Source organism: Tessaracoccus terricola (assembly GCF_054776555.1).
On record NZ_BAAHBS010000001.1, the window covers coordinates 464,503 to 488,433 of the forward strand.

The 23,931-nt window shown below is 70.7% G+C and carries 21 protein-coding genes; 11 read left to right on the forward strand and 10 right to left on the reverse strand.

What is annotated here, in order from left to right:
* Positions 1–55: 55 nt before the first annotated feature.
* From ACYU7G_RS02090 to ACYU7G_RS02105, 4 genes are all read left to right on the forward strand, one after another.
* The gene (locus tag ACYU7G_RS02090) at positions 56–1,075 is read left to right on the forward strand and encodes a LacI family DNA-binding transcriptional regulator (protein WP_461104262.1); all 1,020 of its coding nucleotides are present in this window, start codon (positions 56–58) and stop codon (positions 1,073–1,075) included.
* A gap of 10 nt (positions 1,076–1,085) precedes the next feature.
* Positions 1,086–2,054 (forward strand): NAD-dependent protein deacetylase, encoded by a 969-nt coding sequence (locus ACYU7G_RS02095; protein ID WP_461104264.1) that lies wholly within the window; start codon positions 1,086–1,088, stop codon positions 2,052–2,054.
* Between the two features lie 444 nt (positions 2,055–2,498).
* Positions 2,499–2,864 carry a response regulator transcription factor gene (locus ACYU7G_RS02100; protein WP_461104266.1) on the forward strand — a complete coding sequence of 122 codons (366 nt, stop codon included), beginning with the start codon at positions 2,499–2,501 and terminating at the stop codon, positions 2,862–2,864.
* Positions 2,861–4,567 carry a sensor histidine kinase gene (locus ACYU7G_RS02105; RefSeq protein ID WP_461104268.1) on the forward strand — a complete coding sequence of 569 codons (1,707 nt, stop codon included), beginning with the start codon at positions 2,861–2,863 and terminating at the stop codon, positions 4,565–4,567. Before ACYU7G_RS02100 ends, ACYU7G_RS02105 begins: the two co-directional genes overlap by 4 nt.
* Before the next feature lie 4 nt (positions 4,568–4,571).
* Here ACYU7G_RS02105 and ACYU7G_RS02110 read toward each other — a convergent pair whose 3' ends face one another.
* From ACYU7G_RS02110 to ACYU7G_RS02125, 4 genes are all read right to left on the reverse strand, one after another.
* Positions 4,572–5,105 (reverse strand): methylated-DNA--[protein]-cysteine S-methyltransferase, encoded by a 534-nt coding sequence (locus ACYU7G_RS02110; protein WP_461104270.1) that lies wholly within the window; start codon positions 5,103–5,105, stop codon positions 4,572–4,574.
* Positions 5,102–6,562 carry an AlkA N-terminal domain-containing protein gene (locus ACYU7G_RS02115; protein ID WP_461104272.1) on the reverse strand — a complete coding sequence of 487 codons (1,461 nt, stop codon included), beginning with the start codon at positions 6,560–6,562 and terminating at the stop codon, positions 5,102–5,104. The genes ACYU7G_RS02110 and ACYU7G_RS02115 overlap by 4 nt, the downstream gene beginning before the upstream one ends.
* A 64-nt stretch (positions 6,563–6,626) precedes the next feature.
* A complete protein-coding gene (locus tag ACYU7G_RS02120) occupies positions 6,627–7,475 on the reverse strand; it encodes a hypothetical protein (protein WP_461104274.1) in 849 nt (282 codons plus the stop codon).
* Complete coding sequence (locus ACYU7G_RS02125; protein WP_461104276.1) at positions 7,475–7,807, reverse strand: hypothetical protein; 333 nt, start codon at positions 7,805–7,807, stop codon at positions 7,475–7,477. Before ACYU7G_RS02125 ends, ACYU7G_RS02120 begins: the two co-directional genes overlap by 1 nt.
* Before the next feature lie 87 nt (positions 7,808–7,894).
* Between ACYU7G_RS02125 and ACYU7G_RS02130 the strand changes: the two genes are divergently transcribed.
* Positions 7,895–8,695, forward strand: a complete 801-nt coding sequence (locus tag ACYU7G_RS02130) for an HAD-IIA family hydrolase (RefSeq protein ID WP_461104278.1) — start codon at positions 7,895–7,897, stop codon at positions 8,693–8,695.
* Positions 8,696–8,790: 95 nt separating this feature from the next.
* Here the strand turns inward: ACYU7G_RS02130 and ACYU7G_RS02135 are convergent, their stop codons facing one another.
* Entirely contained in the window at positions 8,791–9,714 is a 924-nt protein-coding gene (locus tag ACYU7G_RS02135; protein ID WP_461104280.1) for a type IV toxin-antitoxin system AbiEi family antitoxin domain-containing protein, read from the reverse strand.
* A 237-nt stretch (positions 9,715–9,951) separates the two neighbouring features.
* On the opposite strand from ACYU7G_RS02135, the gene ACYU7G_RS02140 reads away from it, so the two are divergent.
* From ACYU7G_RS02140 to ACYU7G_RS02165, 6 genes are all read left to right on the forward strand, one after another.
* Positions 9,952–10,413: a TY-Chap domain-containing protein gene (locus ACYU7G_RS02140; RefSeq protein WP_461104282.1), complete on the forward strand. Its 462-nt coding sequence runs from the start codon at positions 9,952–9,954 to the stop codon at positions 10,411–10,413.
* A gap of 83 nt (positions 10,414–10,496) precedes the next feature.
* A complete protein-coding gene (locus ACYU7G_RS02145) occupies positions 10,497–10,988 on the forward strand; it encodes a hypothetical protein (protein WP_461104284.1) in 492 nt (163 codons plus the stop codon).
* A gap of 232 nt (positions 10,989–11,220) precedes the next feature.
* A complete protein-coding gene (nirB, locus tag ACYU7G_RS02150; protein ID WP_461104286.1) occupies positions 11,221–13,878 on the forward strand; it encodes a nitrite reductase large subunit NirB in 2,658 nt (885 codons plus the stop codon).
* Entirely contained in the window at positions 13,875–14,282 is a 408-nt protein-coding gene (gene nirD, locus ACYU7G_RS02155) for a nitrite reductase small subunit NirD (RefSeq protein WP_461104288.1), read from the forward strand. The genes nirB and nirD overlap by 4 nt, the downstream gene beginning before the upstream one ends.
* Positions 14,279–15,055: a sirohydrochlorin chelatase gene (locus ACYU7G_RS02160; protein ID WP_461104290.1), complete on the forward strand. Its 777-nt coding sequence runs from the start codon at positions 14,279–14,281 to the stop codon at positions 15,053–15,055. The genes nirD and ACYU7G_RS02160 overlap by 4 nt, the downstream gene beginning before the upstream one ends.
* 61 nt (positions 15,056–15,116) lie before the next feature.
* Positions 15,117–18,626, forward strand: a complete 3,510-nt coding sequence (locus ACYU7G_RS02165) for an Ig-like domain-containing protein (protein WP_461104292.1) — start codon at positions 15,117–15,119, stop codon at positions 18,624–18,626.
* Between the two features lie 6 nt (positions 18,627–18,632).
* Here the strand turns inward: ACYU7G_RS02165 and ACYU7G_RS02170 are convergent, their stop codons facing one another.
* The 5 genes from ACYU7G_RS02170 to ACYU7G_RS02190 all read right to left on the reverse strand — a co-directional run bounded on the left by ACYU7G_RS02170 (position 18,633) and on the right by ACYU7G_RS02190 (position 23,806).
* A complete protein-coding gene (locus ACYU7G_RS02170) occupies positions 18,633–19,295 on the reverse strand; it encodes a response regulator transcription factor (RefSeq protein ID WP_461104294.1) in 663 nt (220 codons plus the stop codon).
* Positions 19,295–20,731, reverse strand: a complete 1,437-nt coding sequence (locus ACYU7G_RS02175; protein ID WP_461104296.1) for a sensor histidine kinase — start codon at positions 20,729–20,731, stop codon at positions 19,295–19,297. The genes ACYU7G_RS02170 and ACYU7G_RS02175 overlap by 1 nt, the downstream gene beginning before the upstream one ends.
* Positions 20,732–20,748: 17 nt before the next feature.
* Positions 20,749–21,567, reverse strand: coding sequence for an ATP-grasp domain-containing protein (locus ACYU7G_RS02180; RefSeq protein WP_461104298.1), 819 nt, complete (start codon positions 21,565–21,567; stop codon positions 20,749–20,751).
* 159 nt (positions 21,568–21,726) lie between these two features.
* On the reverse strand, positions 21,727–21,954 hold the full coding sequence (locus ACYU7G_RS02185) for a hypothetical protein (RefSeq protein WP_461104300.1): 228 nt from the start codon (positions 21,952–21,954) through the stop codon (positions 21,727–21,729).
* Positions 21,955–22,015: 61 nt separating this feature from the next.
* A complete protein-coding gene (locus tag ACYU7G_RS02190; protein ID WP_461104302.1) occupies positions 22,016–23,806 on the reverse strand; it encodes an ABC transporter ATP-binding protein in 1,791 nt (596 codons plus the stop codon).
* Positions 23,807–23,931 lie beyond the last annotated feature (125 nt).

The window sequence follows — 23,931 nt, forward strand, 5'->3', positions numbered from 1 at the left end:
ATCGTTTGGCGCGGCTCCCGCTTCGAGCGTGTTCAGTAACGCTATTCTGTGGGCCATGAGCGGAGCGAGACTCAGGGACGTCGCACAGGGGGCCGGTGTGTCCTTGGCGACGGCTTCCCGCGTGCTCTCCGGCAGTGATTACCCGGTCAAGGAGGACCTGCGCCGCAAGGTGCTCGAGGTGGCCGAGGCTCTCGACTACATCCCGAACGCGCAGGCCCAGGGCCTCCTGCTGGGCAACCCCGGCTCCATCGGCGTGCTGGTGGGCGACGTGGGGGACCCGTACTTCTCCAGCATGATCGCCGGCATCCACGACGAGGCCACGGTCCGCAAGTACATGGTCACGGTCCTGAACACCGAGCGGGACCCTGCCCAGGAGATCCAGGCATTCCGCTCCCTGCAGGCACAGGGCGTGGGAATGGCCATCATCGCCGGCTCCGGACTGCTGGACGAGGAGTGGCAGCGCAGCATCGCCTCCCGCCTCACCACTTTCACCTCCGACGGCCTGCGCACCGCCGTGGTCATCGGCCGCCACGACGTCGATGCCCCTGTCAGCCGCATCCTGGTGGACAACCGCAGCGCCGGGCGGCAGATCGGCGAGCACCTCGCCGGTCTCGGCCACCGCGAGGTCATCATCCTGTCCGGAAACCCGGCCCTCACCTCCACCGTGGACCGCATCGAGGGCATCCGCGAGGTGCTGGGCGGTTCGGTGCGGGTGCGGCCCGCACGGGGCACCCGTGACGACGCGCACGCCGTGATGGCCGACGCCATGGCGGAGTTCCCCGGCACCACCGCCGTCGTGGGGACGGCCGACCAGATGGCGATCGGCGCGATGGTGTGGCTGCGGGAGAACGGCTACTCCGTCCCGGGGGACGTCAGCGTCGTCGGCTGCAACGACATCTGGGTCTCGCGGGACCTCACGCCCGCGCTCACCACGGTGGCCCTACCGCTGCGCGACATGGGTGCCGCTGCGCTCGAGCTGGGGGTCCGCGCCCGCACGGAGGGGCTCGTCGACGAGACCTTCGAACCCCAACTCGTCGTGCGGGAATCCACCGGTCCGGCCCGGGCCGCTGACTAGTCCGGGGAACGTGCCCGACGCACCGGTCCCCGACGTCGGCGGCTGGTTCCGTTCCGCCGTCGCGGATGTTCCCGACGCCCCCAGGGTGAAGCCGTGGGAGCCGCTGGGAGGGTTCGGCCGGACGTCCTCCGACGCGGAGGTCACTCAGGCGCTGGGGCTCCTGCGCGGGCGCGCCACCATGGTGCTGACCGGGGCCGGGATGTCCACCGGCGCCGGCCTGCCGGACTACCGCGGACGGGACGCGAAGGTCCGCAACCCCATGACCTACCAGGAGTTCATCGGCTCGGACTTCGCCCGGCGCCGGTACTGGGCGCGCAGCACCGTCGGCTGGATGACGTTCGGGGCCGCCCGGCCCGGCGCGGCGCACCGCCTCCTCGCCGAACTGGAGGGCCAGCTCGACGTGGTGGGGGTGGTCACGCAGAACGTGGACCGCCTGCACCAGGCCGCCGGGTCGCGTCGGGTGGTGGACCTGCACGGCTCGCTCGACGGCGCCTACTGCCTCGCGTGCGGCCACCGGGTCCATCGCGATGAGCTGCAGGAGGCGATGCTGGCCCTGAACCCGGAGCTCCGGCACCGACTGCACGAACTCGCCCGGGACAGCGCCACCGCGCCCGACGGCGACGCCGAGGTGGACCGGACCGAGACCTTCGAGTACCCGGCCTGCGCGGTGTGTGGAGGCATCCTCAAGCCGGACGTGGTGTTCTTCGGGGAGAACGCCCGCCGCGAGGTGGTCGCCGAGGCGTTCGCGATTCTTGACGACGCGGAGGTCCTGCTGGTGCTGGGCTCCAGCCTCACGGTCATGAGCGGCCTGCGATTCGTGCGCCACGCCGCTCGCGACGGGGTTCCAGTGGTGATCGTCAATGACGGCCGCACCCGCGGCGACGAACTCGCGACGACGCGCGTGCACGGCCGGCTCGAGGTGGTACTGGCGCGTTGGGCGGAGCTTGGCCGTCCCCGGGGTGGCCCGATGCTCCCGTAGTACCAGTGGCAATTATCCGGGCACCGATGCAGAAGTGATTCCTGTTCAGGCTGAAGCTCAAGATTCTGTAAATCTTGACCAAATACGCTGCGAATCGACTGCCAAACACCGTCGGAGGGCGTAGTGTCCTCCGTGTCGGGACTCCTCGACAAGAACTGAATCCACAGGCTCGTCCCGAAGTCGCGGTGAGAATTGCGCCGAACCGGACGAGCGAGAAGTTTCGCTGGTCGCCGCGAACGTGGCTGAGTGGCAGCACTGCTGCCCCGGCCCGCAAAGCGATTTTCTGGGGGGAAACAGGCGAAACCGGCGGATTCGTTGCAGGAGTGCTCGCACTGGGAGCCGGCAGGTTGGGGGACCTGCCGGCTCCGGCGTGTCCGGGGCCCTGTCGACTCCCAAGCGAGGGCCGACAACCCATTTCTCTTCCGGCTGTGGTGAACTTGTCCCATGGGGAACACGAAGCGTGCCGTCATCGTCGAGGACGATGACGACATCCGGGGTCTGTTGGAAATCGTCCTGGGACAGATGGGCTACGAGGCCATAGCCGCCGTCACGGGAGAGCAGGGGATCACCTCGGTCAGGGAACACGCGCCGGAACTCGTGACGCTGGACATCGGCCTCCCCGGGGTCAACGGGCTCGACGTGCTGACCCAGCTGCGTGAGTTCCACTCCGGCCCGGTGGTGGTGGTCAGCGCCCGGGGCCGGGCCGCCGACGCAGAGCGTGCGTTGGCAGCTGGCGCCGACGGCTACCTCGTCAAACCCTTCAGGCCACGTACGCTCCGGGAGGACCTGGAACGTATCCTCGGGCGATGAGCGACGAGGCGACCGGGACGGAGGTCGAGGCGGGCTCGGGCATGATGCCCATGCTCTCCCAGCCGTTCCACCGATACTCCCTGCAGATGCGGGTCTTCCTCTCGCAGATGCCGCTCATGGTCACGCTGACCGTGACCCTGATCTTCCTGGCGCTGACGGCTGACGACCCGTTCGGCACACCCCTGTTCCAGGCGGGCCTCGTGGTGGTCGGCCTGCTCACCGTCGCTTCGGGGGTGGTGCCCTGGGACCGCACCCCGTACGGCACCTACCTCATCGTGCCGATGCTGGACTTCGTCGCCGTGGCCCTGCTCGCCCATGGCCAGCCCGAAGTCCCCGCCGTCGCGGGCCTGCTCGTGTTCCCGGTGCTGTGGCTGGCGTGGTCCTCCATCCGGCCCAGGCTGATGATGGTGGTCTCGTTCGTCGTCCCGCTCCTGGTGATCATGGGGCCGCGCCTCCTGTTCGCCTCCGAACCGTTCGCGAACCACGTGCTGTCGCGCTCGCTCGCCCTGGCGACGATCTGCCTGGGCGTCTCCGTCGCCACCACCTACATGCAGCGCGAGATGGAGCACCACCAGGAGCAGTTGAGCAAGGAGAAGGAACTCGGCAGCAGCCGCCGTCGCCTCGTCGAGGCCATCATCAACACCGCCGACGTCGGGGTGCTTGCCATCGACAGCGAGGGTCGTGAAATCCTCAAGAACCGGCGCCAGCACAGGCTGCAGGCGAGGGCGGAACCACTCGAGCCGAGCGACGACCCGGGCGAGGGCCGGCTGCTGGTCTTCGGGGGTGCCAGCCGTGAGCTGCTCCCCGTCCAGGACCGGCCGGTACGACGCGCCGCGCGCGCGGAGAGCTTCACCCGGGAGCGGCACTGGCTCGGCGTCGGTGCGGAGCAGCGGGCCGTGAACATCTCCGCCTCCCCGATGCGCGACGAGCAGGGCGAGTTCGCCGGTTCGGTGCTCGTGTTCGAGGACGTCACCGAGCTCGTCGCCGCCCTGGCCGCGCAGGACGAGTTCGTGGCCGGGATCTCACACGAGTTCCGCACCCCTCTGACCTCGATCATCGGCTACACCGACATCCTGCTCGAACGCCCCGAGGACGCCTTCACGGCCGAGGACCGCCGCAGCCTGATCATCGTGCAGCGCAACGCCGAGCGCCTCCTGGGCCTCGTCAACGACCTGCTCGGCACTGCGGCCGGAGTGGTTTCCGTCGTGCACGAAAGGGTGGACCTGAGCGCCATCGCCAAGGAGTGCGCGGAGGCGGCGCACCCGCTGGCGACGCTGAACGGCCTGACACTGCGGTTCGAGTCCGACGGGCCGGCATGGGTGGTGGGCGATCGCGGCCGCCTGGCGCAGGCCTTCGACAACCTCGTCTCCAACGCCGTCAAGTACACCGTCACCGGCGGGGCGGTGGTGCGGGCAGGGGTCCGCGACGGCCGCAGTTTCATGGAGGTGGAGGACACCGGTCCCGGCCTCACCCCGAAGGAACAGCGCCAGATCTTCGACCGCTTCTACCGCACCGAGGGTGCCCGCGCCTCCACCGTGACCGGCAGCGGGCTCGGGATGGCCGTGGTGAAGGCCATCGTGGACTCGCATCGCGGTGAGCTGGAGGTGGACAGCGAGATCGGACGCGGCACCCGCATGACCATCCTCATGCAGGGCGCCGACGACGAGCGGCACCCGCCCGACACTGCGGGTCAGGCCGACTGACGGCTCACCCGACGACGGCGGGGCGGCTCCCGGCCAGCCAGTGCGCCTCGCGGTCCAGCAGTGAGCGCTTGACCTCCTCGCCCCAGGCGAAGCCGCCGAGGCTGCCGTCGCTGCGCAGCACCCGGTGGCACGGTACGAACAGGGCCGGCGCGTTGCGTGCGCAGATCCCGGCAGCGGCCCTGACCGCGGCGGGCGAGCCGACCACGTCCGCGAACGCCGTGTAGCTGAGCGGTTCCCCCGGCCCGATCCGGCGCAGCGCCGCCCAGCCCGCGAGCTGGAGCGCGGTGCCGTGGTGGCGCACAGCCACGTCGTCGATGGCGGTGGGGTCGCCCGCGTAGTAGGCGCGCACGGCGTCGGCGGCGACGGTGGTGCCGCCGGTGGCGACGGTGACGTCGAGCGGGCGAAGGCTCGGGTGGATGCGGGCGACGACGGCGTCGACGTCGGCGCTCCAGCCCGAGGCGAGCACGGCCCCGTCGCCGTCGACGACCAGCGTGAACGGCCCGTCGGGGGTGTCGATGGTGCGGGCGGTGGTGGTCATGGGGTCTCCTTCACTGCGGGGGCGGCGCTGGCGCGCCACAGGTGCATGGACAGGTAGCTGCGCCAGGGGGCCACGCGGGCGGCCCAGGCCTGGAGGGTCAACGGCTCGTGGGGGATGCCGACGGCGGCGGCGCCGGAGCGCAGGGCGAGGTCACCGGTGAGGATGACGTCCGGGTCCCCAAGCACGCGCATCCGGACGTAGTCCGCGGTCCAGGGGCCGATGCCGCGGCGGGCCAGGAGTGCCGTGCGCTGCTCGGGCCCGTCGTCGGCATGGCTGAGTCGGAGCTCACCGGATGCAAGTGCCGCGGCGGCCTCCACGACGGCCCGGATCCGGGCTGCGGGCCCGGTCAGGACCTCGGCGCCGTGCTCGGCGATGGCGGCCATCGTCGGGAACAGCCGACGGCGTGCCCCGGCGATGGTGACCTCCGGGCCGAGGGCGGCCACCAGCCGGGTCAGGTGCGTGCGTGCCGCGGCCACCGAGATCTGTTGGCCCACCATGGCGCGGACGAGAAGCTCGTGCGGGTCCGCTGTGCCGGGCAGCCGGATGCCCGGGGTGGCGGCCACCAGCGGCGCCAGCTCCGGGTGCCGGCCGAGCGCGGCGTCGACGGCGAGCGGGTCGGCGTCGAGGTCGAACAGCCGACGGACGCGGGCGACGAGCGTGGCCAGGTCGTCCAGGTGCTCGAGCTGGGCCTCCAGGCGCAGCCCACCGTCGACGCTGAGCCGGAACCAGCCGGTGCCGGAGGGCAGGGCGAGGGTGCGCTCGAAGCTGGTGGCGTCGCCGGACTCCATGCCGGCGAGCGCCCGGGCGGCCATCCAACCGAACAACCCGGCGTGGTCGAACGGTTCGCGCACGGGCAGCGTCAGCGTGAGCCCCGCGGGTACGGTGCGGCCGCGCCGGGTGGCGCGCAGCTGCGTCGGGGTCATGCCGAACACCTCACGGATGGTGTCGTTGAACTGCCGGACGCTGGTGAAGCCGGAGGAGAAGGCGACGTCCGTGGCGGGCAGGTCCGTGCCCACCAGCAGCATCCGGGCGGTGTTGGCGCGCTGCGCGCGGGCCAGCGCCAGCGGACCGGCGCCGAGTTCCGAGGTCAGGAGCCGGGTGAGGTGCCGCGGCGAGTAGCCCAGCCGCGCGGACAGGCCGGGCACGCCCTCCCGCTCCACCACGCCGTCGGAGATGAGCCGCATGGCCCGGGCGACGGCGTCGCCGCGGAGGTTCCAGTCCGGCGAGCCGGGTGCGGCCTCCGGCAGGCAGCGCTTGCACGCGCGGTAGCCCGCCTCGTGTGCGGCGGCGCTGGTGGGGTAGAAGGTGACGTTGGCCGGTTTCGGGGTGCGGGCGGGGCAGCTGGGGCGGCAGTAGATGCCGGTGGAGCGGACCGCCGTGACGAACTGGCCGTCGAAGCGGGTGTCGCGGGCGGAGATCGCCCGGTACCGCTCGTCGAAGCCCAGCTGTGGTGTCATGCCACCCACTCTGGCACGCGGTCGGGGCGCTCGCTAGCGGATTTCGGACACGGCTGTCGGCGGGTCAGAACCCGAGTTCGTGCGCGTACAGCTGGAGGTCCTGCAGGCGTTGCGGGTCCAGTGCGGAGGCGTGGCTGAAGGTGTGCTGCACCAGGTGCTGGGCACGCGCGTGCTGCCCGAGCAGCCGGTAGCCCTCGGCGAGGGCGAGCGCCTCCTCCAGCATGCGCGGGTCCTCCCAGCCGAGCGAGCGCAGCCCGCGGTTCATGAGTTTCTGCTGGAGTTCGACGAACCGGACCAGGTCGCCGCGCTGCCCGGTCCGTTGGGCGCGCCTGTGCAGACCGACGATCCCGCGCGGCCCGGTGCGCTGCCAGACCAGCAGCGCCAGGTAGGCCGCCACCAGCACCGGTCCCAGCACCAAGGCCGCCACGCCAACGCCACGCGACGGGTCCCCGGTGGAGACCGTCTGCTGCGTCATCAGCAGGATGGCCGGCACCAGCGCCGTCGCCAGGGGGAGGAGCAGCCAACTGGCGACGCGGGCCCGCGTCGAGTACACCCACAACCCGACGAGCCACAGCCCCACCGGCAGGATCACCAGGAGGGTGAAGGCGGCCAGCACGTACTGGGGCGTGCTCGTGGCGGGGCCCGGGAACAGCGAGGCCAGCGGGGACTCGAGCGCCAGCCACTGGACACCCTTAGCCAGCACCGCCACCAGCACTGCGACGGCGATGATGGGGGACACGAGTGCGAGGTAGGCGGTGAAGTCGACGCCCGACGGGACGCTGGGCTGTTGGGCGCCCTCGTGCAGGCGGCGCTGGTCGTTCTCCCGCCGGTCCAGCTCGGCCTGGGCGTGGCGGTTGCCGTCCTGCGCGGCCGCCTTGACGACGTGGTCGGACTCGAAACCGAAGGAGGACATCAGCCTTCCCAACCCGTGGGCGCCGGTGCCGCCGCCCCGACGAGGAGCTTCCGCCGGGCCGAGGAGCGCGCCCGGTTCACGAAGAGCCACACGATGAAGCCCGCGGTCACGAGCCCGAGGCAGATGATCGGGACCAGGGCGAGCAGTCCGTCACCGGCGACGACTCCCTCGGCGGTCCCGGGCCTGCCGGCCTCCCACCAGGCGGCGTGCCCCGCGGCGAACAGCCCCAGCCAACCACCCAGCCACAGCAGGGCGGCCACCACGTAGCCTCCCCGTCCCGGTCCCGTGCGCAGGCGCATGCCCTTCGGAAGTCGATCCGTTCCCCCAGCCATGCCGGAGACTCTACGGAGGACGCCGCGGCCTCGGGACAGGTCCCGAGAACTCGGGCGGCACCCGTGCGGGGTGGCTAGTGTGGCGTCATGCGCGTTCGCGAGGACATCAAGAGTTGGCTCACAGACATGGACGGAGTGCTCGTCCATGAGAACAATGCGCTCCCGGGCGCACAGGAACTGATCGCCCAGTGGACGGCCGACGGCACCGAGTACCTGGTGCTCACCAACAACTCCATCTACACCCCGCGCGACCTCGCCGCCCGGCTCAGGGCGTCCGGTCTGGACGTTCCGGAGGAGCGGATCTGGACCTCTGCCCTGGCGACGGCGGACTTCGTCGCCTCCCAGAAGCCGGGCGGCTCCGCGTACGTGATCGGTGAGGCCGGCATGATCACCGCCCTCCACGAGCGCGGCTTCATCATGACCGACAGGGACCCCGACTTCGTCATCGTCGGCGAGACCCGCACCTACTCCTTCGAGCAGGTGACCACCGCCATCCGGCTGATCGCCGCCGGTGCCCGCTTCGTCGTCACCAATCCCGACGCCACCGGCCCCAGCGCCGAGGGCATCCTCCCCGCCACCGGTGCCATCGCCGCGCTCATGACCAAGGCGACGGGGCTGCACCCCTACGTCGTCGGCAAGCCCAACCCGATGATGTTCCGCTCGGCGTTGAACAAGATCGGAGCCCACTCGGAGGAGACCGGCATGATCGGTGACCGCATGGACACCGACATCGTCGCCGGCATGGAAGCCGGCCTGCACACCGTCCTGGTCCTGACCGGCATCGCCACCCGGGAGAACATCCAGACGTTCCCCTTCCGCCCCGTGGAGATCCTCGACGGCGTCCACCAGTTGGTGCGGGACTACGACGCGGGCTCCGTGAACGTGTAACCGAGAGCTTGGCTGTTGGAGCCCTCGGTTGCAGCAACATCGGCCCGCGAGGTCACTGCAACCGAGGACTTGGCTGTTGGAGTCTTCGGTTGCACTCACCCGCACCGGGGGCAACTGTGGCGTTGACCCCTCCAGCCGCCCTGCCGCAGTCCGGTACCCACCTCGCCCGCGACGCGACACGGTGTTCCGGCCACCGCCCGCATGCCGTAGCGAAACGTCCGATTGCCGTTGAGCAGGTTCCCGTTGTCGCGCGCCATGTCGTCGTGGGCTGCCAGGCCCTCGTGGAAGGCGCGCCCGTCGAGCTCCACCAGCACGCCGTACTCCTCGTACCCGACGTCGGTGAACCCCCTGCGCGAAGCCTCCGCCTGTCGTGTGCCCACCGGCAGGCCATGGGCCAGCGCGACGTCATGCAGGTACCGACGCTCGATCGGCGACTCCGTGCCCGAATCATGGTCGTGCGCGATGTCGGCCAGCAGCAGACGGTTGGGATGATTTCGCGTGGCCCCCAGGGCCTCGCGGAGCTGCGCCGTCGTGGTGTTGCGGGACTTCACCGCGCGGGAGACGTGGCCCACGACGTCGTCGACCGTCGCGTCCATGCACATCTCGACCACGGCGTCGGCCAGGGACAGCCGCGGCGGCTGGGTTTCCGGTGCACGTGTGCGTGTTGCATGACCGAGGCGGAGGGACCCCAGCGCCGGGTGCCCCTTCAGTCGTCGCGGCGTCCAGACCTTGATCGTCCGAGGTTGCCTCGCCGCTCCCCACAGGTGAGCAGCCGCCGCCCCACCGAGCACGGCGCCCTCACCCGCCAACAGCAGTCCTCCCCACGCCAGTCCCAGCCATCCGGGCTCCTCCACGACGGACCACAGTCCGCGCGTGAGGGACTGCCAGTGCCCCTCGCGGGCCAGGCGGTCGAGGACCGCTCGGGTGACGCCGTGCTCCAGTGCCTGCGCAGGGGTGAACACACCGTTCTGGATGCGGATGAGCGAGCGGAGTTCAGGTGGGACGTCGACCTTCTTCATGCCCACACTCTGGGAGTCTGGCTCCGCGATCCGTCAGGGAGCACGTGGCGCTGTGGACAACACTGCAACCGAGGGCTGGGCTGTTGGAGCTTTCGGTTGCACCGACGATGGGGCCCGGTGTTGCTGCAACCGAGGGCTTGGACGTTGGAGTTCTGGGTTGCACGGACCTCGCGGGAGCTGGTTTGTGCCGATCTGGGAGGATGGGGCATAGCTTTCCGACGATGCAAAGGACTTCCCATGGCTGACTGGGCGCAACTGCAGACCGCACTCATCGAAGCGCTCGCCTCGCTGAACCCGGGCGGGAACCTCGTGGTGAAGAAGGAGTCGCCCGAGGTGAGGATGCAGTTCTCCGTGTCCGCCGAGGGTGACCGACTGCACGCCGAGATCACCAACGGCAGCTCCGACGACGAACGCCTCGCCTCCCGCGGGTGGGAGTTGTGCGACGCGTGGGGTGGCGTCTGGCGTCGCTCCACGGCTTGGCCCGCCACAGCGGAGCAGGTCACCGAGGCGGTGAACGAGGCCGCGTTCGTCGTCCGGAACTGGTGGGGCAACCCGCGCCCGGACGGCTTCGGCTACCTGGCGTGGGAGGAGCCGACACCGTCGCCGGCGTGGCAGTTCTGGAAGTCGGGCAAGGAGAAGTCCCTCACGTTCCCGGGCCTCGGGCTGCCGAAGGCGCCGGAGCCGGACCCCAACTCCTGAGCCACATTAGAGTTCTCTAATCCCAGACTCCGCACGCGCTAATCTGCGCCCGATTGACTGGTGCCCAGTCGAAGGAGGAACAGATGTCACCGGTCAAGCGAACCGCCAGTTGGGTCGTCGCGGGCGTGCTCGGTCTGGCGGTGGTGCTGGCCGGGGTGCTCGCGTCGGTCGCGAGCCCGGGCGGCGAGCAGCAGAACGAGCCCGCCATCACCATCTCGCCCAGCGCGGTACCGAGCGAGAGCCCCGAGCCCAGCGAGAGCCCCTCCCCGAGCCCGACGCCGTCGCCCTCCCCCTCACCCTCGCCCACCCCGACCGCGGGCACCACCGCGCCGGCTGACACGCCTCCGGCCACCACCCAGGCGCCCGCTCCCCAGACCACCAAGGCAGCCCCGCCGCCGGCACCCAAGACCACGAAGGCGGCCCCGCCGCCGGCGAAGAAGACCACCGCCAAGCAGCCCCCGCCACCACCACCGGTCCACGTCGACGACGACGATGACGACGATGACTGGGACGACGACGATGACGATGATGACGACTGGGACGACGATGACGATGATGACGACGATGACGACTGACAGGTCCCTCGTCTGACCCCCTGAACGGCTGCCCCGGTGTCCCCCGCACCGGGGCAGCTCCTTGTTCACGCCCGGCCCCGGCGCTGGTGAGAGGTCTGTTACGGGAGGGAAATCGATCGTTACCGGGGCGGAACGTGCGCAGGCATTTGGCGAAACGGCAGCTTCCTAGTGTCGGTGGCACCTGCCCGTGACAAGCGGGTGGGTGACCTGATTCCCACCCCAGGAGCCCATCGTGACCGAAGCCAGCACCGCAACCCGCCACGTGATCGTCGTCGGTGGTGGCATGGTGGCCGCCCGTCTGGTGGAAGCCCTGCGCGCCCGCGACGTCGACGGCCGCTGGCGGATCTCGGTGTTCGCCGAGGAGCCCCGCAGGCCGTACGACCGCGTCGCACTCACCAGCTACTTCTCCGCCCGCGACCCGGAGGAGCTGAACCTCGGCTCCGGCGAACTGTGGGAGGACCCGCTGGTCACGTTCCACAGCCGCTGCGCCATCACCGGGATCGACCGCGCCGCGCAAACCGTCACCGACCGCCTCGGGCGCGTCCACCACTACGACGAGCTCGTGCTCGCCACCGGCTCCAGCGCCGCCGTCCCGCCCATCCCCGGCGCCGACCTGCCCGGCGTGTTCGTGTACCGGACCATCGACGACGTCGCGGCCCTGCGCGGCTGGGTGGAGAAGAAGCGCAAGCCGGAGTCCTGGAACGGCGACTGGGACCGCTCGGTGCGCGGCGCCGTCATCGGCGGCGGCCTGCTGGGCCTGGAGGCGGCGGGTGCGCTGAAGGCACTGGGTGCCCACGCCACGGTCATCCAGAACGGCACCCACCTGATGAACACCCAGATCGACCTGGGCGGCGGCATGGCGCTCGGCCGGCTCATCAACGCCATGGGCATCGCCGTGCGCTGCGACGCCATCACCAGCGGGATGAAGCCGTCGCGCCGCACCGGCCACGTCGGCCGGCTCGACTTCGTCGGCGGCAGCCGCCTGGACGTCGATGTCGTGGTCGTGGCCACCGGCATCAGGCCCCGCGACGAACTGGGCCGCGCCGCCGGGCTGCCGATCGGGGAGCGGGGCGGCGTCGTCGTGGACCTCGACTGCCGCACCGAGGACCCGCACGTCTGGGCCGTCGGCGAAGTGGCGTGCATCGAAGGACGCTGCATCGGGCTGGTCGCGCCCGGCTACGCCATGGCCGAGGTGGTGGCCGACCGCCTGCTCGGCGGCGCCGCCGAGTTCCCGGGCGCGGACACCGCCACGAAGCTCAAGCTGCAGGGCGTCGACGTCGCCAGCTTCGGCGACACCCACGCCGAGACCCCGGGCGCCATCGAGTTGGTCCACTCAGACCCGCTCGCCGGCGTCTACAAGAAACTCGTCGTCTCCGACGACTCCCGCACCCTCCTGGGCGGGGTCTTCGTGGGCGACGCCGCCCCGTACGCGTCACTGCGGCCGCTGCTGGGCACCGCGCTCCCCGGCGACCCGAGTCTCTTCCTGTTGCCGGAAGGGGCCGGGTCCCAGGGGGCGCCCACGCTGGAACTGCCCGACGACGCCACCGTCTGTTCCTGCAACAACGTGTCCGCCGGCACCATCCGCGGCGCCGTCACCGAACACGGCTGCACGGACCTGGCCGGAGTGAAGGCCTGCACCCGCGCCGGCACCAGCTGCGGGTCCTGCCTGCCGCTGGTGAAGAAGATCACCACCACCGAACTCGAGCGCGCCGGCGTCGAGGTCTCCAACGCGCTCTGCGAGCACTTCGACCTCTCCCGCGCCCAACTCTTCGATGCCGTCCGGGTGGCGGAGCTGCGAACCTTCACCGAGATCATCGAGCGGTTCGGCCGCACCCCCGAGGGCCTCGACTCACCGGGCCGCGGTTGCGACATCTGCCGTCCGGTGGCCGCCTCCATCCTGGCCTCGCTCTACAGCGAGCACGTCCTCGACGGCGAACACGCCACCCTGCAGGACACCAATGACCACGTGCTGGCCAACATCCAGAAGGACGGCACCTACTCCGTCGTGCCCCGGATCCCCGGCGGCGAGATCACGCCCGAGGGCCTCATCCTGATCGGTGAGGTGGCGCGCGACTTCGGCCTCTACACCAAGATCACCGGCGGTCAGCGCATCGACATGTTCGGCGCCCGCATCGAGCAGCTCCCCCACATCTGGCGGCGCCTGGTGGAGGCCGGCTTCGAGTCCGGCCACGCCTACGGCAAGTCGCTGCGCACGGTGAAGTCCTGCGTCGGGTCCACCTGGTGCCGCTACGGGGTGCAGGACTCGGTGGGCATGGCCGTCGAGCTGGAGCTCCGCTACCGCGGGCTGCGCTCGCCCCACAAGCTGAAGCTGGGCGTGTCCGGCTGCGCCCGAGAGTGCGCCGAGGCCCGTGGCAAGGACGTCGGCGTGATCGCCACTGACAAGGGGTGGAACCTCTACGTCGGCGGCAACGGCGGCTTCACGCCCCGCCACGCGCAACTCCTGGCCGAGGACCTCACCTCCGAGGAACTGCTGCGCACCATCGACCGCTTCCTCATGTACTACATCCGCACCGCGGATCGGCTGCAGCGCACGGCCGCATGGCTGGAGGACCACGAGGGCGGCCTCGAGGCCATCCGTGAGGTGGTCCTCGAGGACTCGCTGGGGATCGGGGCGGACCTCGACGCCGCCATGGCCCGCCACATCGGCAACTACCACGACGAGTGGCGCGCCGTCCTCGAGGACCCCGAGAAACTGCGTCGGTTCAACTCCTTCGTCAACGCCCCCACCCAGCCAGACCCGGACCTGGCCTACGTCGCCGAGCGCGGCCAGATCCGCCCCGCCAGCCCCGACGAGCGCCTGGCGCTCGCGGGCGCCGTCCCCGATGGCCCGGTCATGATCGCCGGCGCCGAACTGGAGGTCCGTCGATGACCCTGCTGTCCCTTCACCCAGACACCGAGACGACGTGGGAGCGGGTGTGCCTGCTGCAGGACCTCCTGCCCGAGCGCGGCGCCGCGGCCATCGTCGACGGCGTCCAGGTGGCGCTGTTCCGCCTGGCCGACGACACGGTGCACGTCATCCAGCAGCTGGACCCGTTCTCGGGCGCCAACGTGATGTCGCGCGGTCTGGTGGGCACCCGCGGCGGTGCGGCCACCGTCGCCGGCCCCATGTACAAGCAGGTCTTCGACCTGGCCACCGGCCGCTGCCTGGACGAGGCGGGCTACACCCCCAGACCCGGCCTCGCCGCGGACTTGGCCACCTGGCCCGTGGCCGTGCACGACGGCGTGGTCCACGTCGGCCACGCGCCCGCGACGGATGCGGGGGACGCGGCATGACCAGCCCCGCCCTCGCCCGCCGCCCGGCGCCGCTGACGGAGCCGCCGGTGCTGGTGGGCTGCTCGCACGGCACCAACGACCCGGCCGGCCGCGCCGTCGTCCGGGGAATCCTCGACGACGTCCGCGCCCTCCGCCCCGACCTCGAGGTCCGCGAGGCCTTCGTCGACGTGCAACGTCCCGAGGTGGCCGACGTCGTGTCCGCCGTCGTCGCGCCGGGGGACGAGTGCCGCGATGCGGTCGTCGTCCCGCTGCTGCTGTCTGCCGGCTACCACGTGGGCGTCGACATCGCGGAGGCCGTGGCGCCCCGTGGCGACGACGCGGGCTCGGCCAGCGCGGCGGGACCGCTGGGGCCCGACCCCAGGCTCGTCGACATCCTCATGGACCGGCTCGCCGCCGCCGGGACCCGTCCGTTCGACGCCGTCGTCGTGGCGGCGGCCGGCTCCAGCAGGCTCGATGCCGCGGCCGACGTGGCGCAGGTGGTGGCGGCGGTGCGGCGTCGCCACCGGGGACCGGTCAGCGTTGGTTACGGCGCCATCGCGCAGCCGTCGGTGGCCGACGCCGTGGCCGCCGCGCGGGCGGGGCTCGGCCACGTGCCGCACCCGCTGGACGCCGCCCCGCGGGTGGTGGTGGCCTCCTACCTGCTGGCGCCCGGCCACTTCCACGACCGGCTCCTGACTGCCGGCGCGGACGTGGTGTCGGCACCCTTGGGGCCCGACCCGAGGCTCGCCGAGATCGTCGTCGAAAGGTATGGGCGAGAAGCCATGTTTACGTAACCATTTCTGTGTTACCGTTCACACGCCAAGCAATTCCGGACTCAGGGTTGAGGGGAATCGAATGCGTTTGAACACCAGGCTGGGTGCGCTCCTGGCCACTACCGCGATGGTGACCGCGGGTATCGTCACCAGCCAGACCTCGGCGGCCGCGCCGGGCGACGACGAGGGCCCGGCGCCCGACGTCACCATCACCGTCGACCCGAGCTACGCCAACCCCGACTTCCAGGGCTGGGGCACCTCGCTGATCTGGTTCGCCAACGCCACCGGCGGCTACCCCGACGAGATCCGGGAGGCGCTCTACGAACGCGTCTTCGGTGACGACGGGCTGCGCCTCAACATCGCCCGCTACAACGTCGGCGGCGGCAACGCGCCCGACGTGACCGACTACCTCCGTGCCGGCGGCGCCGTCGAGGGCTGGTGGGCCGCCCCCGAGGGCACCACCCGCGACGACAAGGACTGGTGGGACCCGGAGAACCCCGAGCACTGGGACGACGACGCCGACGCCACGCAGCGCTGGTGGGTGGAGCGCACCAAGGGCGACATCACGCACTGGGAGGCGTTCTCGAACTCGCCGCCGTGGTTCCACACCGTCTCCGGCTACACCTCCGGCGGTTTCGACTCCACAGCCGAGCAGGTCCGCGCCGAGTCCGTCGGGGACTTCGCCGCCTACATGGTGGGTGCCGTCAAGCGCCTCGAGGCCGCCCACGGGATCACGGTGGACACCATCGACCCGGTCAACGAGCCCAACACCAACTACTGGGGCACCACCCTGGTGGACGGGGAACCCGTGGGCGGCCGCCAGGAGGGCGCCCACGTCGGCCCGCAGCGGCAGGCCGAGATCATCGACGCGCTGGCCGCGGAGCTGGCCGCCGCCGACACCGACGCCGTCGTCTCGGCCATGGACGAGACCAACCCCGGCACCTTCGCCACCAACTGGCGCGCCTACGACGAGGAGACGCGCGGCAACGTCGCACAACTGAACGTCCACACCTACGGCACCGGCGGCCGCACCACCGTGCGCGACATCGCCAAGATCGCCGACAAGCCGCTGTGGATGAGCGAGGTGGGCGGCAACTGGGGCACCGGTCAGGACTTCGTGTCAATGGATCCCGGCCTCGGGCTCGCGCAGCACGTCATCGGGGACCTGCGGCTCCTGGAGCCGGACGCCTGGGTGTTCTGGCAACCCGTCGAGGACTACGACAACATGGCTCCCGGCGGCGAGTCCGAGCTGGGCTCCAACTGGGGCTCCATCCAGCTGCCCTTCGACTGCACGGCCACCGACACGCTGGAGACCTGCCCCATCTTCACCAACTCGAAGTACAACACCGCGCGCAACTTCACCCACTACATCGAGCCCGGCTCCACCCTGGTTGCCACCGACGACGCGGACACCGTCGCCGCCGTCAACGCCGACGGAGTGGGCGCCTCGCTGGTGCACGTGAACTCCGGTGCGACGCAGCGCACGGTGCGGCTGGACCTGAACGGCTTCGCCGAGACCGCGGGGGCCGTCGTGACGCCCATCGTCACCACGGAGTCCTCGCCGCTGGTGGCGGGGGAGCCGGTGGCGGTGGTCGACGGCGTGGCGGACCTCGTGGTCCCAGCCCGTTCCGTGGTGACCTTCGAGGTCAGCGCCGTCTCCGGCGTCGACGAGACCGCCGCCCTCGGGCAGGACGGCCACCTCTACCGGGTGGTGGGCACCCAGTCCGGCCGCGCGCTGGCCGACGGCCGCACCATCGAGGACGTCGACTCCTCGGACCCGGCCCAGGCCTGGTACCTGGAGCGCACCTCCGGCGGCTTCACCAACACCGCCACCTACACCCTCACCTCCGCCGCCGGCGAGGTGCTGACCTCCGACGACGGCGCCACCGAGTGGATTCTCTCCACCCCCGGCGACGGCACGTACACCCTTGTCAGCGCCCTCGAGGAGCAGGTGCTCGAGGTGGGCGGCCAGAACACCGCCGCGGGCTCGGAAGTCACCATGTGGCAGCCCAACTCCGGCGCCAACCAGCAGTGGCGCATCGAGGACGTGACGCTCGCCGACATCGACGACATCGAGGTCACCACCCTGGTGGGTGTCCTGCCCCAGCTGCCCGCCGAGGTCTCCGGGACCACGGTCGCCGGCGCGGCAGAGAAGGTGGCCGTGACGTGGGAGACGGTGGCCGAGTCAGCGGTGGCCGCAGCTGGGTCGTTCACCGTCGCAGGCAGCTTCACCGACGTCGCCGGCACCGAGCACGACGTGAGTGCCACCGTTGTCGTGATCGCGGGCCAGTGCGTCCGCGATGCGCACACCACCGCCGCTCCCGGCCTGCTCGGGGAACTGCCGGCCACCGTCGCCGTGCTCGGCGGTGACCCGGCCGGCGGCGAGGTGCAGGTTCCGGTGGTCTGGGACGAGGTCACCGTCGACGACGTGGCCGAGCTCGGCCTGGTGGAGGTGGCCGGCGTCGCCACCCTGCCCGACGGGACCACCGCGCCGGTGCGGCTGCTGGTGGACGTGCTGCCCGCCGTCGCCGCCCCCATGGCCGACGCCCCCGAGGTGAGCGCCACGTTCGTCGAACCTGGCTACGGCACCGCCGGGCTGGTCAACGGCAACCTCACGGACAAGGCCTGGTCCAACTGGAAGGCGAGCAACAAGAACCTGAGCGACACGCTGACGGCGGCCTTCGCCTCCGAACGCGAGATCGTCTCCGCCACCTGGCACTTCTACGCCGACGGCAGCTCCCTGTCCTGGCCGGTGACCATCCGGGCCGAGGCGCTGCAGGGCGAGGAGTGGGTGGCCGTCGGGGACGCCGTCGAGGTGGGCGGGGTGGCCGGCACGGGGCCCGTGGTGGAGGTGCCGCTCGACGTCACCGCTGCCCAGGTGCGCTTCGTGTTCACCGCCCGCGACAACACCCACATGGTGGCCAGCGAGGTGACTTTCCTCGGCATGGGGATCGACGCCGAACTGCCCGAGCGGGAGCTCGGCTGCACCCCCCTCCCCGGCACCGATCCGAGCGCGGAGCCCACGCCGTCGCCGACCCCGAGTGAGGAGCCCACGCCGTCGCCGACCCCGAGTGAGGGGCCCACGCCGTCGCCGACCCCGAGTGAGGAACCGACGCCGTCGGCCAGTCCGACGCCCACCGCGACGGTGACCGTCATCGCCGAACCGCCCGCGGGGGACGTCTACTCCGTGCCGGGGTTCCACAACTTCGGCGGAAGGCTGTGGCACACCACCTGCGAGCCCTACTCGCAGACCATCCGCTGCAACACCGAGATCTGGGCCACCAGCGTCACGGTGGAGGACGGGCGGTTCGTGCAGCGCAACGGCTGGGTGCACAACAACCTCACCTACCTGCCGTTCATGACACGGGCGGCGTGGGCGGCCAACCCGCTCGGCCACGCGGGGGAGTGGACGGCCGCCGACGGCAGGCAGTGGCGCACCGAGTGTGACACCGCCCAGACCGGCCGGGGTGCCTGCCGTACTTGGACTTGGAGCACGCTGGTCGCCTCGCAGCAGGGTGCCGACGGCGTCTGGACCCACCGCGTCACCCAGGACTGGGTGTTCAACAACATGGTGCGGTTCAGGACGAACTGAGTGGACTCAGACCAGGCGGTAGCCCATGCCGCGGACGGTCTCGAAGCGTTCCTTGCCCAGCTTGGTGCGCAGGTAGCGGACGTACACGTCGACGACGTTGGAGCCCGGGTCGAAGTCGTAACCCCACACGTTGCTCAGCAGCTGCTCGCGGCTGAGCACCTGGCCGGCGTTCTGCAGAAACGTGGCGGCCAGCGTGAACTCGCGGGCGGAAAGGTCCACGGCCTTGCCGTCGACGGACGCCTGCCGGGTGCGCAGGTCCAGGGTCAACCCGTTGTGCGAGAGCTCGGTGGCCGAGGCGTCGGCCATGGACTCCTTGCGCAGCCGCAGCCGGATGCGCGCGAGGAGTTCCTCGAAGCTGAACGGTTTGGGCATGTAGTCGTCGGCGCCGCCCTCGAGGCCGGTGACGCGGTCTGTGACCGACGCGCGGGCGGTCAGCATGATGACGGGCACGTTCACGCCCTGGCCGCGGACCCGTTCGAGCACCTCGAAGCCGTCGATGTCGGGGAGGCCGACGTCGAGGATCACCAGGTCGAAGTTGCCGTGCACGGCGAGCGCTGCGCCCTCCACCCCAGAGGCGGTGATGTGGGTGGTGAACCCGGCGGCCTTCAGGCCCTTGGCGACGAACGACGCGATCCGCGCCTCGTCCTCGATGATCAGGATCGTGCTCATCAGTTCTCCTTCTCGGGGGCCAACGGCAGTACCAGCGTGAACGTGGAACCCACACCGTACTCCGACTCGATGTCGAGGCGGCCCCGGTGGCCCTCGACGATGCTCTCGACGATGGACAGTCCCAGCCCGGCGCCCGCCTTCTCGGACACGCCCCGGCCGCGGCCGAAGCGGGTTCGGATCTTCTCGATGTCGGCCTGGTGGATGCCGGTGCCGCGGTCCTCGACGCTCAGGTGCACCTCGCCGCGCACCAGCTCGGAGGCCAGCGTGATGGCGGTCCCGGGCTCGGAGTACTTCACGGCGTTGGCCACCAGCTGCAGCCACGCCTGGGTGATCCGGTCCGGGTCCAGCCAGGCGTCGGCGGACTCGATGCTGCGCAGCCGCCAGCTGCGGTCACCGAGCCCGCGGGAGCGTTCCAGCACCTGGTCCGTCAGCGTGGCGAGCGAGTACCACTCCTGCTTCACGAAGTCGCTCTGCTGGGACTTCGCCAGAGTCAGCAGGTCCCCCACGAGCCCGCCCATCCGGTCCAGCTCGTCGAGGGCCAGTTCCCGGGTCTGGCGGACGTCGCCCGGGTCGTCGACGTCCATCAGTTCCATGTGGCCGCGCACGATGGTGATGGGTGTGCGCAGCTCGTGGCCGACGTCGTCGAGCAGCCTGCGCTGCCCGTCGACGGAGCTCTCGAGCCGGTCGAGCATGTGGTTGATGCTGACCGAGAGTCTCGTCAGGTCGTCGTTGCCGCGTTCGGGGACGCGGCTGGTGAGGTCGTTCTCGCGGATGCTCTCCGCGGCCACCCGGAGCTCCTCCACCGGCTTCAGCAGCCGGCTCACCAGCAGCCAGGACACAGCTGCCACCGCCAGGGTCGCGCCCGCCGCCACCAGGATGAATGCCAGCATCGTCTGGTGGAGTTCCGCCCGTGCGCCGTCGTAGTCGTGCACCTGCACCAGCGCACCCGACTCGTCGGGGAAGTGGACCGGCGTGACCATGTAGCGGTACTCGTGCAGGGCAGTGGTGATGGCTCCGCTGGACACGACGTCGAGGGTGGTCAGCGGCGTCAGGTGCGCCATCAGTTCCTCGTCGGTCTCGGGCGTGAATACGGCGTTGCTCGACGACTGCCACTGCAGGCGTCCGTTGACGAAGCCCACCTCGCCCTCGTGCGCACTGAGCACCGAACGGGTCAGGTAGACCCGCAGGAGTTCCGACGGCCCCGCGAACGGGAGCCCGGTGTCAGGGTCCACGCCCTCGGTGGCGAGCACGGTGAATTCCTCGCGGTTGCCCGCCAGCTCCGTCGTGACGCGCCGCTCGATGGCCTGCGACTCCAGGAAGTAGACCAGTGTGCCCGTCACGGCCAGGGCGAACATCACCGGCAGCACCAGTGCGAGCGAGATCCGCTGCCGGATGGTCACCCGGCGCGGCTCCTTCTTCGATCCTCTGGTGGACACCAACTCATTCTTGCCCATCAGGCCCCCACCTTGGCCCGGGAGAGCACGGCTCCCAGGATCTCCGGCGAGTGGTGGCTGTGCGCCCCGAAGCGGGCGTTGACGCCCAGCACCACGGGCGTGCCGTTGGCGCGACGGCGGACGTCCACCTCGGCCGGCCCCAGGATCCCCAACTCGCGGCAGGCGGACAGCGCCAGGGCCGCTACGTCGGGGGCGTCGGTGCGCTCGACCCTCCGGCCCGCCGGTGCCTCGGTGTGGGCGGTGGTGGCGATGACGTCGTCGCGGGCGTCCTCGGTGAGGTGGACGTCGGCGCGGAAGGCACTGCCCGGGACCAGCTCGGTGACGATCTCGGCCGACGAGAACTCGGGGGCGTCGGCCCAGTCCTCGAACACGCGGATGCCGTTGCTGTGACCGGTGCGCGAGCGGACCACGAACGGTGCCCCGATCAGGTCCTGGACGGGCCGCGACACCTGCCAGCCGTGCACCGACAGCGGGACGGCGATGCCGGCCGCGGCGAGCCTGCGGGTGGTGAGCCACCTGTCGTTGGCGGCCACGACGGCCTCCAGCGGCGCGATCACCGCCTGCGGGAGGTTGGTGGCGGCCCCGACGAGGTGCAGGTCGGAACCGGTGGGGATCAGCAGGTCGGCCCGGTGGCGGGCAACCGCCGCAGCCAATTCGTTGACGTAGTGCGGGTCCCCGACGGCGGGGAGCTGCACCCAGTCGCCCGGGTGGGGTGCGGGGTGGTGGTCGGCGCCGATGGCGTGGACGTCGCGGGCGCGGAGCTGGTCCAGCACGCTGCGCCCGGCAGGGGTGGTGGCCCCGGACACGAGAACTCGCATCAGGCACCACCACCGGGGACGAGGACAGACCAGTTGTACATGCGCTCGATTCAAGCGGTCGGTGCTGAGCGGTGGGTGAGAACCAGATGAGAACGCCCTAATGCGTGCACTTCGACAGGGTGGCGCAGATGGCTCCGTCTCCGGTGCCGAGTGCGCCGGTCAGCGGCGCCGGTTGCGGGGGTGGTCCCGGGCGGTGCGCTCGTTGCCGTGCTTGTAGTTGCCGGTCAGGCGGGCCATCAGCTCCTGCTCGTCGCCGGCCTCCGCGTCAGCCAGGAAGTCAGCGGCCCGCCGCCCGCGCAACAGCCCCGCCTGCCGCCCGTGGTGCGTGATCACCACGGTGCCGTCCTTGCGGACCGAGTACGCGAATCCCTCCGGCTGGTTGCCCATGGCCCCAGTCAAACCCGGGAGGGGGTCACGGGGCGGGATGTGACCAGGGCCTGTCACAGGGTCACTGGGTGATGTCCCAGTTCAGCAGCTTCGCGCGGTCCGCCTTCGAGGTGGAGCCCTGCAGCGCGAGGAGTTCGGCGTAGATGCCGCCGGTGGTGGCGAGCTCGGCGGGAGTGCCCACCTCGTCGATGGCGCCGTCGCGGATGGTGACGATCCGGTCCACGGTGGAGATGGTGGACAGGCGGTGGGCGATGATCAACGTGGTCCGGCCTGCCATCAGCTCCTCCAGCCCCGCCTGCACCTGGCGCTCGGCCTTGGTGTCCAGCGACGACGTCGCCTCGTCCAGCACCAGGATGGGCGCGTCCTTCAGCATGGCCCGGGCGACGGCGATCCGCTGCTTCTGCCCGCCCGAGAGCTTGATGCCGCGCTCGCCGATCTCGGTGTCGAAGCCGTTGGGCAGCTTCTCGATGAAGCCCAGCGCGTTCGCCCGGCGAGCGGCCTCACGCAGTTCCTCGTCGCTGACTCCCGTGCGGCCGTAGGCGATGTTGCCGCGCACCGTTCCGGAGAACAGCGACGCGTCCTGGAACACGACGCCGATCTCGCCGCGCAGCGCCGCCGTCGGCACCTCGGTGGTGGCGCGGCCGTTGACGGTGATGGTGCCCGCCGTGGGGACGTAGAGCTTCATCAGGAGGTTCACCAGCGTGGTCTTGCCGCCGCCGGACTCACCGACGAAGGCGATCCGCTCGCCCCGCCGGATGGCCAGGGACACGTCGCGCAGGACGAGATCGTCGTCGTAGCCGAAGTCCACGGCGTCGTAGGTGATCACCGGGTCCGTGTCCACCCATTCCACCTCGTGGGCGGCCTCGTCCATGGGGTTGTGGGGCTCGTCGGCCTGGTTCATCACGAGGTAGTACTCGTTGCTGCCGGTGACGGCGCGCTGGGTGCTGTCCACGATGTAGCTCATGCCGGTGATGGGCTGCTTGGCGATGTTGACCAGCTGCACCAGCAGCACCATCGCGCCGACGGTGAACTCGCCGCGGGCGGTCTGGATGAAGATGATCAGGTACAGCCCGAAGAACACCAGGTCCAGCACCGCCCGACGCAGCACGTCCATCGCGTGCCACCACCTGGACTGCTCCTTGGTGATGTCCACGGCCTTCTCGAAGCGACCCGTGAACTGCTTCAGCTCCAGCTGCTCGGTGACGAACGACTTCACCACCCGCATCTGGCCGATGACCTCGGCGAAGCGGCCGCCGGCCTGGTCGTACTCGTCGTTCTTCAGCGTCTCCAGCTTCTGCCAGCGCCGCGACGTCAGCGCCGTCAGCCACACGAAGGTGGGGTAGATGATGACCAGCAGCAGCGCCAACCACGGGGAGTGGAACGCCGAGATCACCAGCACCGCCAGCACCGTCAGGATGGTGGTGAAGAAGCCGTTGGCGACGTTCTGCAGGTAGTCCGTGACCGACGTGATGGAGCGGTTCAGCCGCGAGATCAGGGTGCCGGTGAGCTCCGAGTCGAAGTAGCGCTGCGGCAGCCGCAGCAGCTTGTCGAAGTAGCGCTGGGACAGGATCACCCGCAGGCGCGTGCTCATCACGTCACCCAGGTAGCCGCCGATGTTGGTGGACAACGTCGCCGCCAGCATGATGCCCAGCAGCGCCACCGCCAGCCACACCAGCGTCGTAACCGTGCCGCCCTCGCCCGTGGCCATGTCCACGACGGTCTGCGTGGCCTCGGCGATCACGAACGGTGCCAGCAGCGTGGTGGCAGCCGTCAGTACCGACGCTGCGATGATGCCGACGTACATCGGCCACAGGGTCCTTGCGGTGCCCATGATCCGGGCGATGCTTCTCACGCCTACACAGTAGTCACGACGACAAAGCCGGCCCCGAGTGGTCGGGGCCGGCTCAATCGGCGGGTAGGAGTGCCCTTCGAGGCGGCGACTGCTTCCCGGCACCTCAGGGAAACTGGGAACAGTCT

Coding starts and splice junctions, on each gene's coding strand:
- ACYU7G_RS02135 (WP_461104280.1), bottom strand. CDS start 9,714: ATGAAGAAGGTCGACGTCCCACCTGAACTCCGCTCGCTCATCCGCATC.
- ACYU7G_RS02130 (WP_461104278.1), top strand. CDS start 7,895: ATGCGCGTTCGCGAGGACATCAAGAGTTGGCTCACAGACATGGACGGA.
- ACYU7G_RS02100 (WP_461104266.1), top strand. CDS start 2,499: ATGGGGAACACGAAGCGTGCCGTCATCGTCGAGGACGATGACGACATC.
- ACYU7G_RS02090 (WP_461104262.1), top strand. CDS start 56: ATGAGCGGAGCGAGACTCAGGGACGTCGCACAGGGGGCCGGTGTGTCC.
- ACYU7G_RS02110 (WP_461104270.1), bottom strand. CDS start 5,105: ATGACCACCACCGCCCGCACCATCGACACCCCCGACGGGCCGTTCACG.
- ACYU7G_RS02120 (WP_461104274.1), bottom strand. CDS start 7,475: ATGTCCTCCTTCGGTTTCGAGTCCGACCACGTCGTCAAGGCGGCCGCG.
- ACYU7G_RS02160 (WP_461104290.1), top strand. CDS start 14,279: ATGACCAGCCCCGCCCTCGCCCGCCGCCCGGCGCCGCTGACGGAGCCG.
- ACYU7G_RS02105 (WP_461104268.1), top strand. CDS start 2,861: ATGAGCGACGAGGCGACCGGGACGGAGGTCGAGGCGGGCTCGGGCATG.
- ACYU7G_RS02115 (WP_461104272.1), bottom strand. CDS start 6,562: ATGACACCACAGCTGGGCTTCGACGAGCGGTACCGGGCGATCTCCGCC.
- ACYU7G_RS02170 (WP_461104294.1), bottom strand. CDS start 19,295: ATGAGCACGATCCTGATCATCGAGGACGAGGCGCGGATCGCGTCGTTC.
- ACYU7G_RS02140 (WP_461104282.1), top strand. CDS start 9,952: ATGGCTGACTGGGCGCAACTGCAGACCGCACTCATCGAAGCGCTCGCC.
- ACYU7G_RS02185 (WP_461104300.1), bottom strand. CDS start 21,954: ATGGGCAACCAGCCGGAGGGATTCGCGTACTCGGTCCGCAAGGACGGC.
- ACYU7G_RS02165 (WP_461104292.1), top strand. CDS start 15,117: ATGCGTTTGAACACCAGGCTGGGTGCGCTCCTGGCCACTACCGCGATG.
- nirD (WP_461104288.1), top strand. CDS start 13,875: ATGACCCTGCTGTCCCTTCACCCAGACACCGAGACGACGTGGGAGCGG.
- ACYU7G_RS02180 (WP_461104298.1), bottom strand. CDS start 21,567: ATGCGAGTTCTCGTGTCCGGGGCCACCACCCCTGCCGGGCGCAGCGTG.
- ACYU7G_RS02125 (WP_461104276.1), bottom strand. CDS start 7,807: ATGGCTGGGGGAACGGATCGACTTCCGAAGGGCATGCGCCTGCGCACG.
- ACYU7G_RS02145 (WP_461104284.1), top strand. CDS start 10,497: ATGTCACCGGTCAAGCGAACCGCCAGTTGGGTCGTCGCGGGCGTGCTC.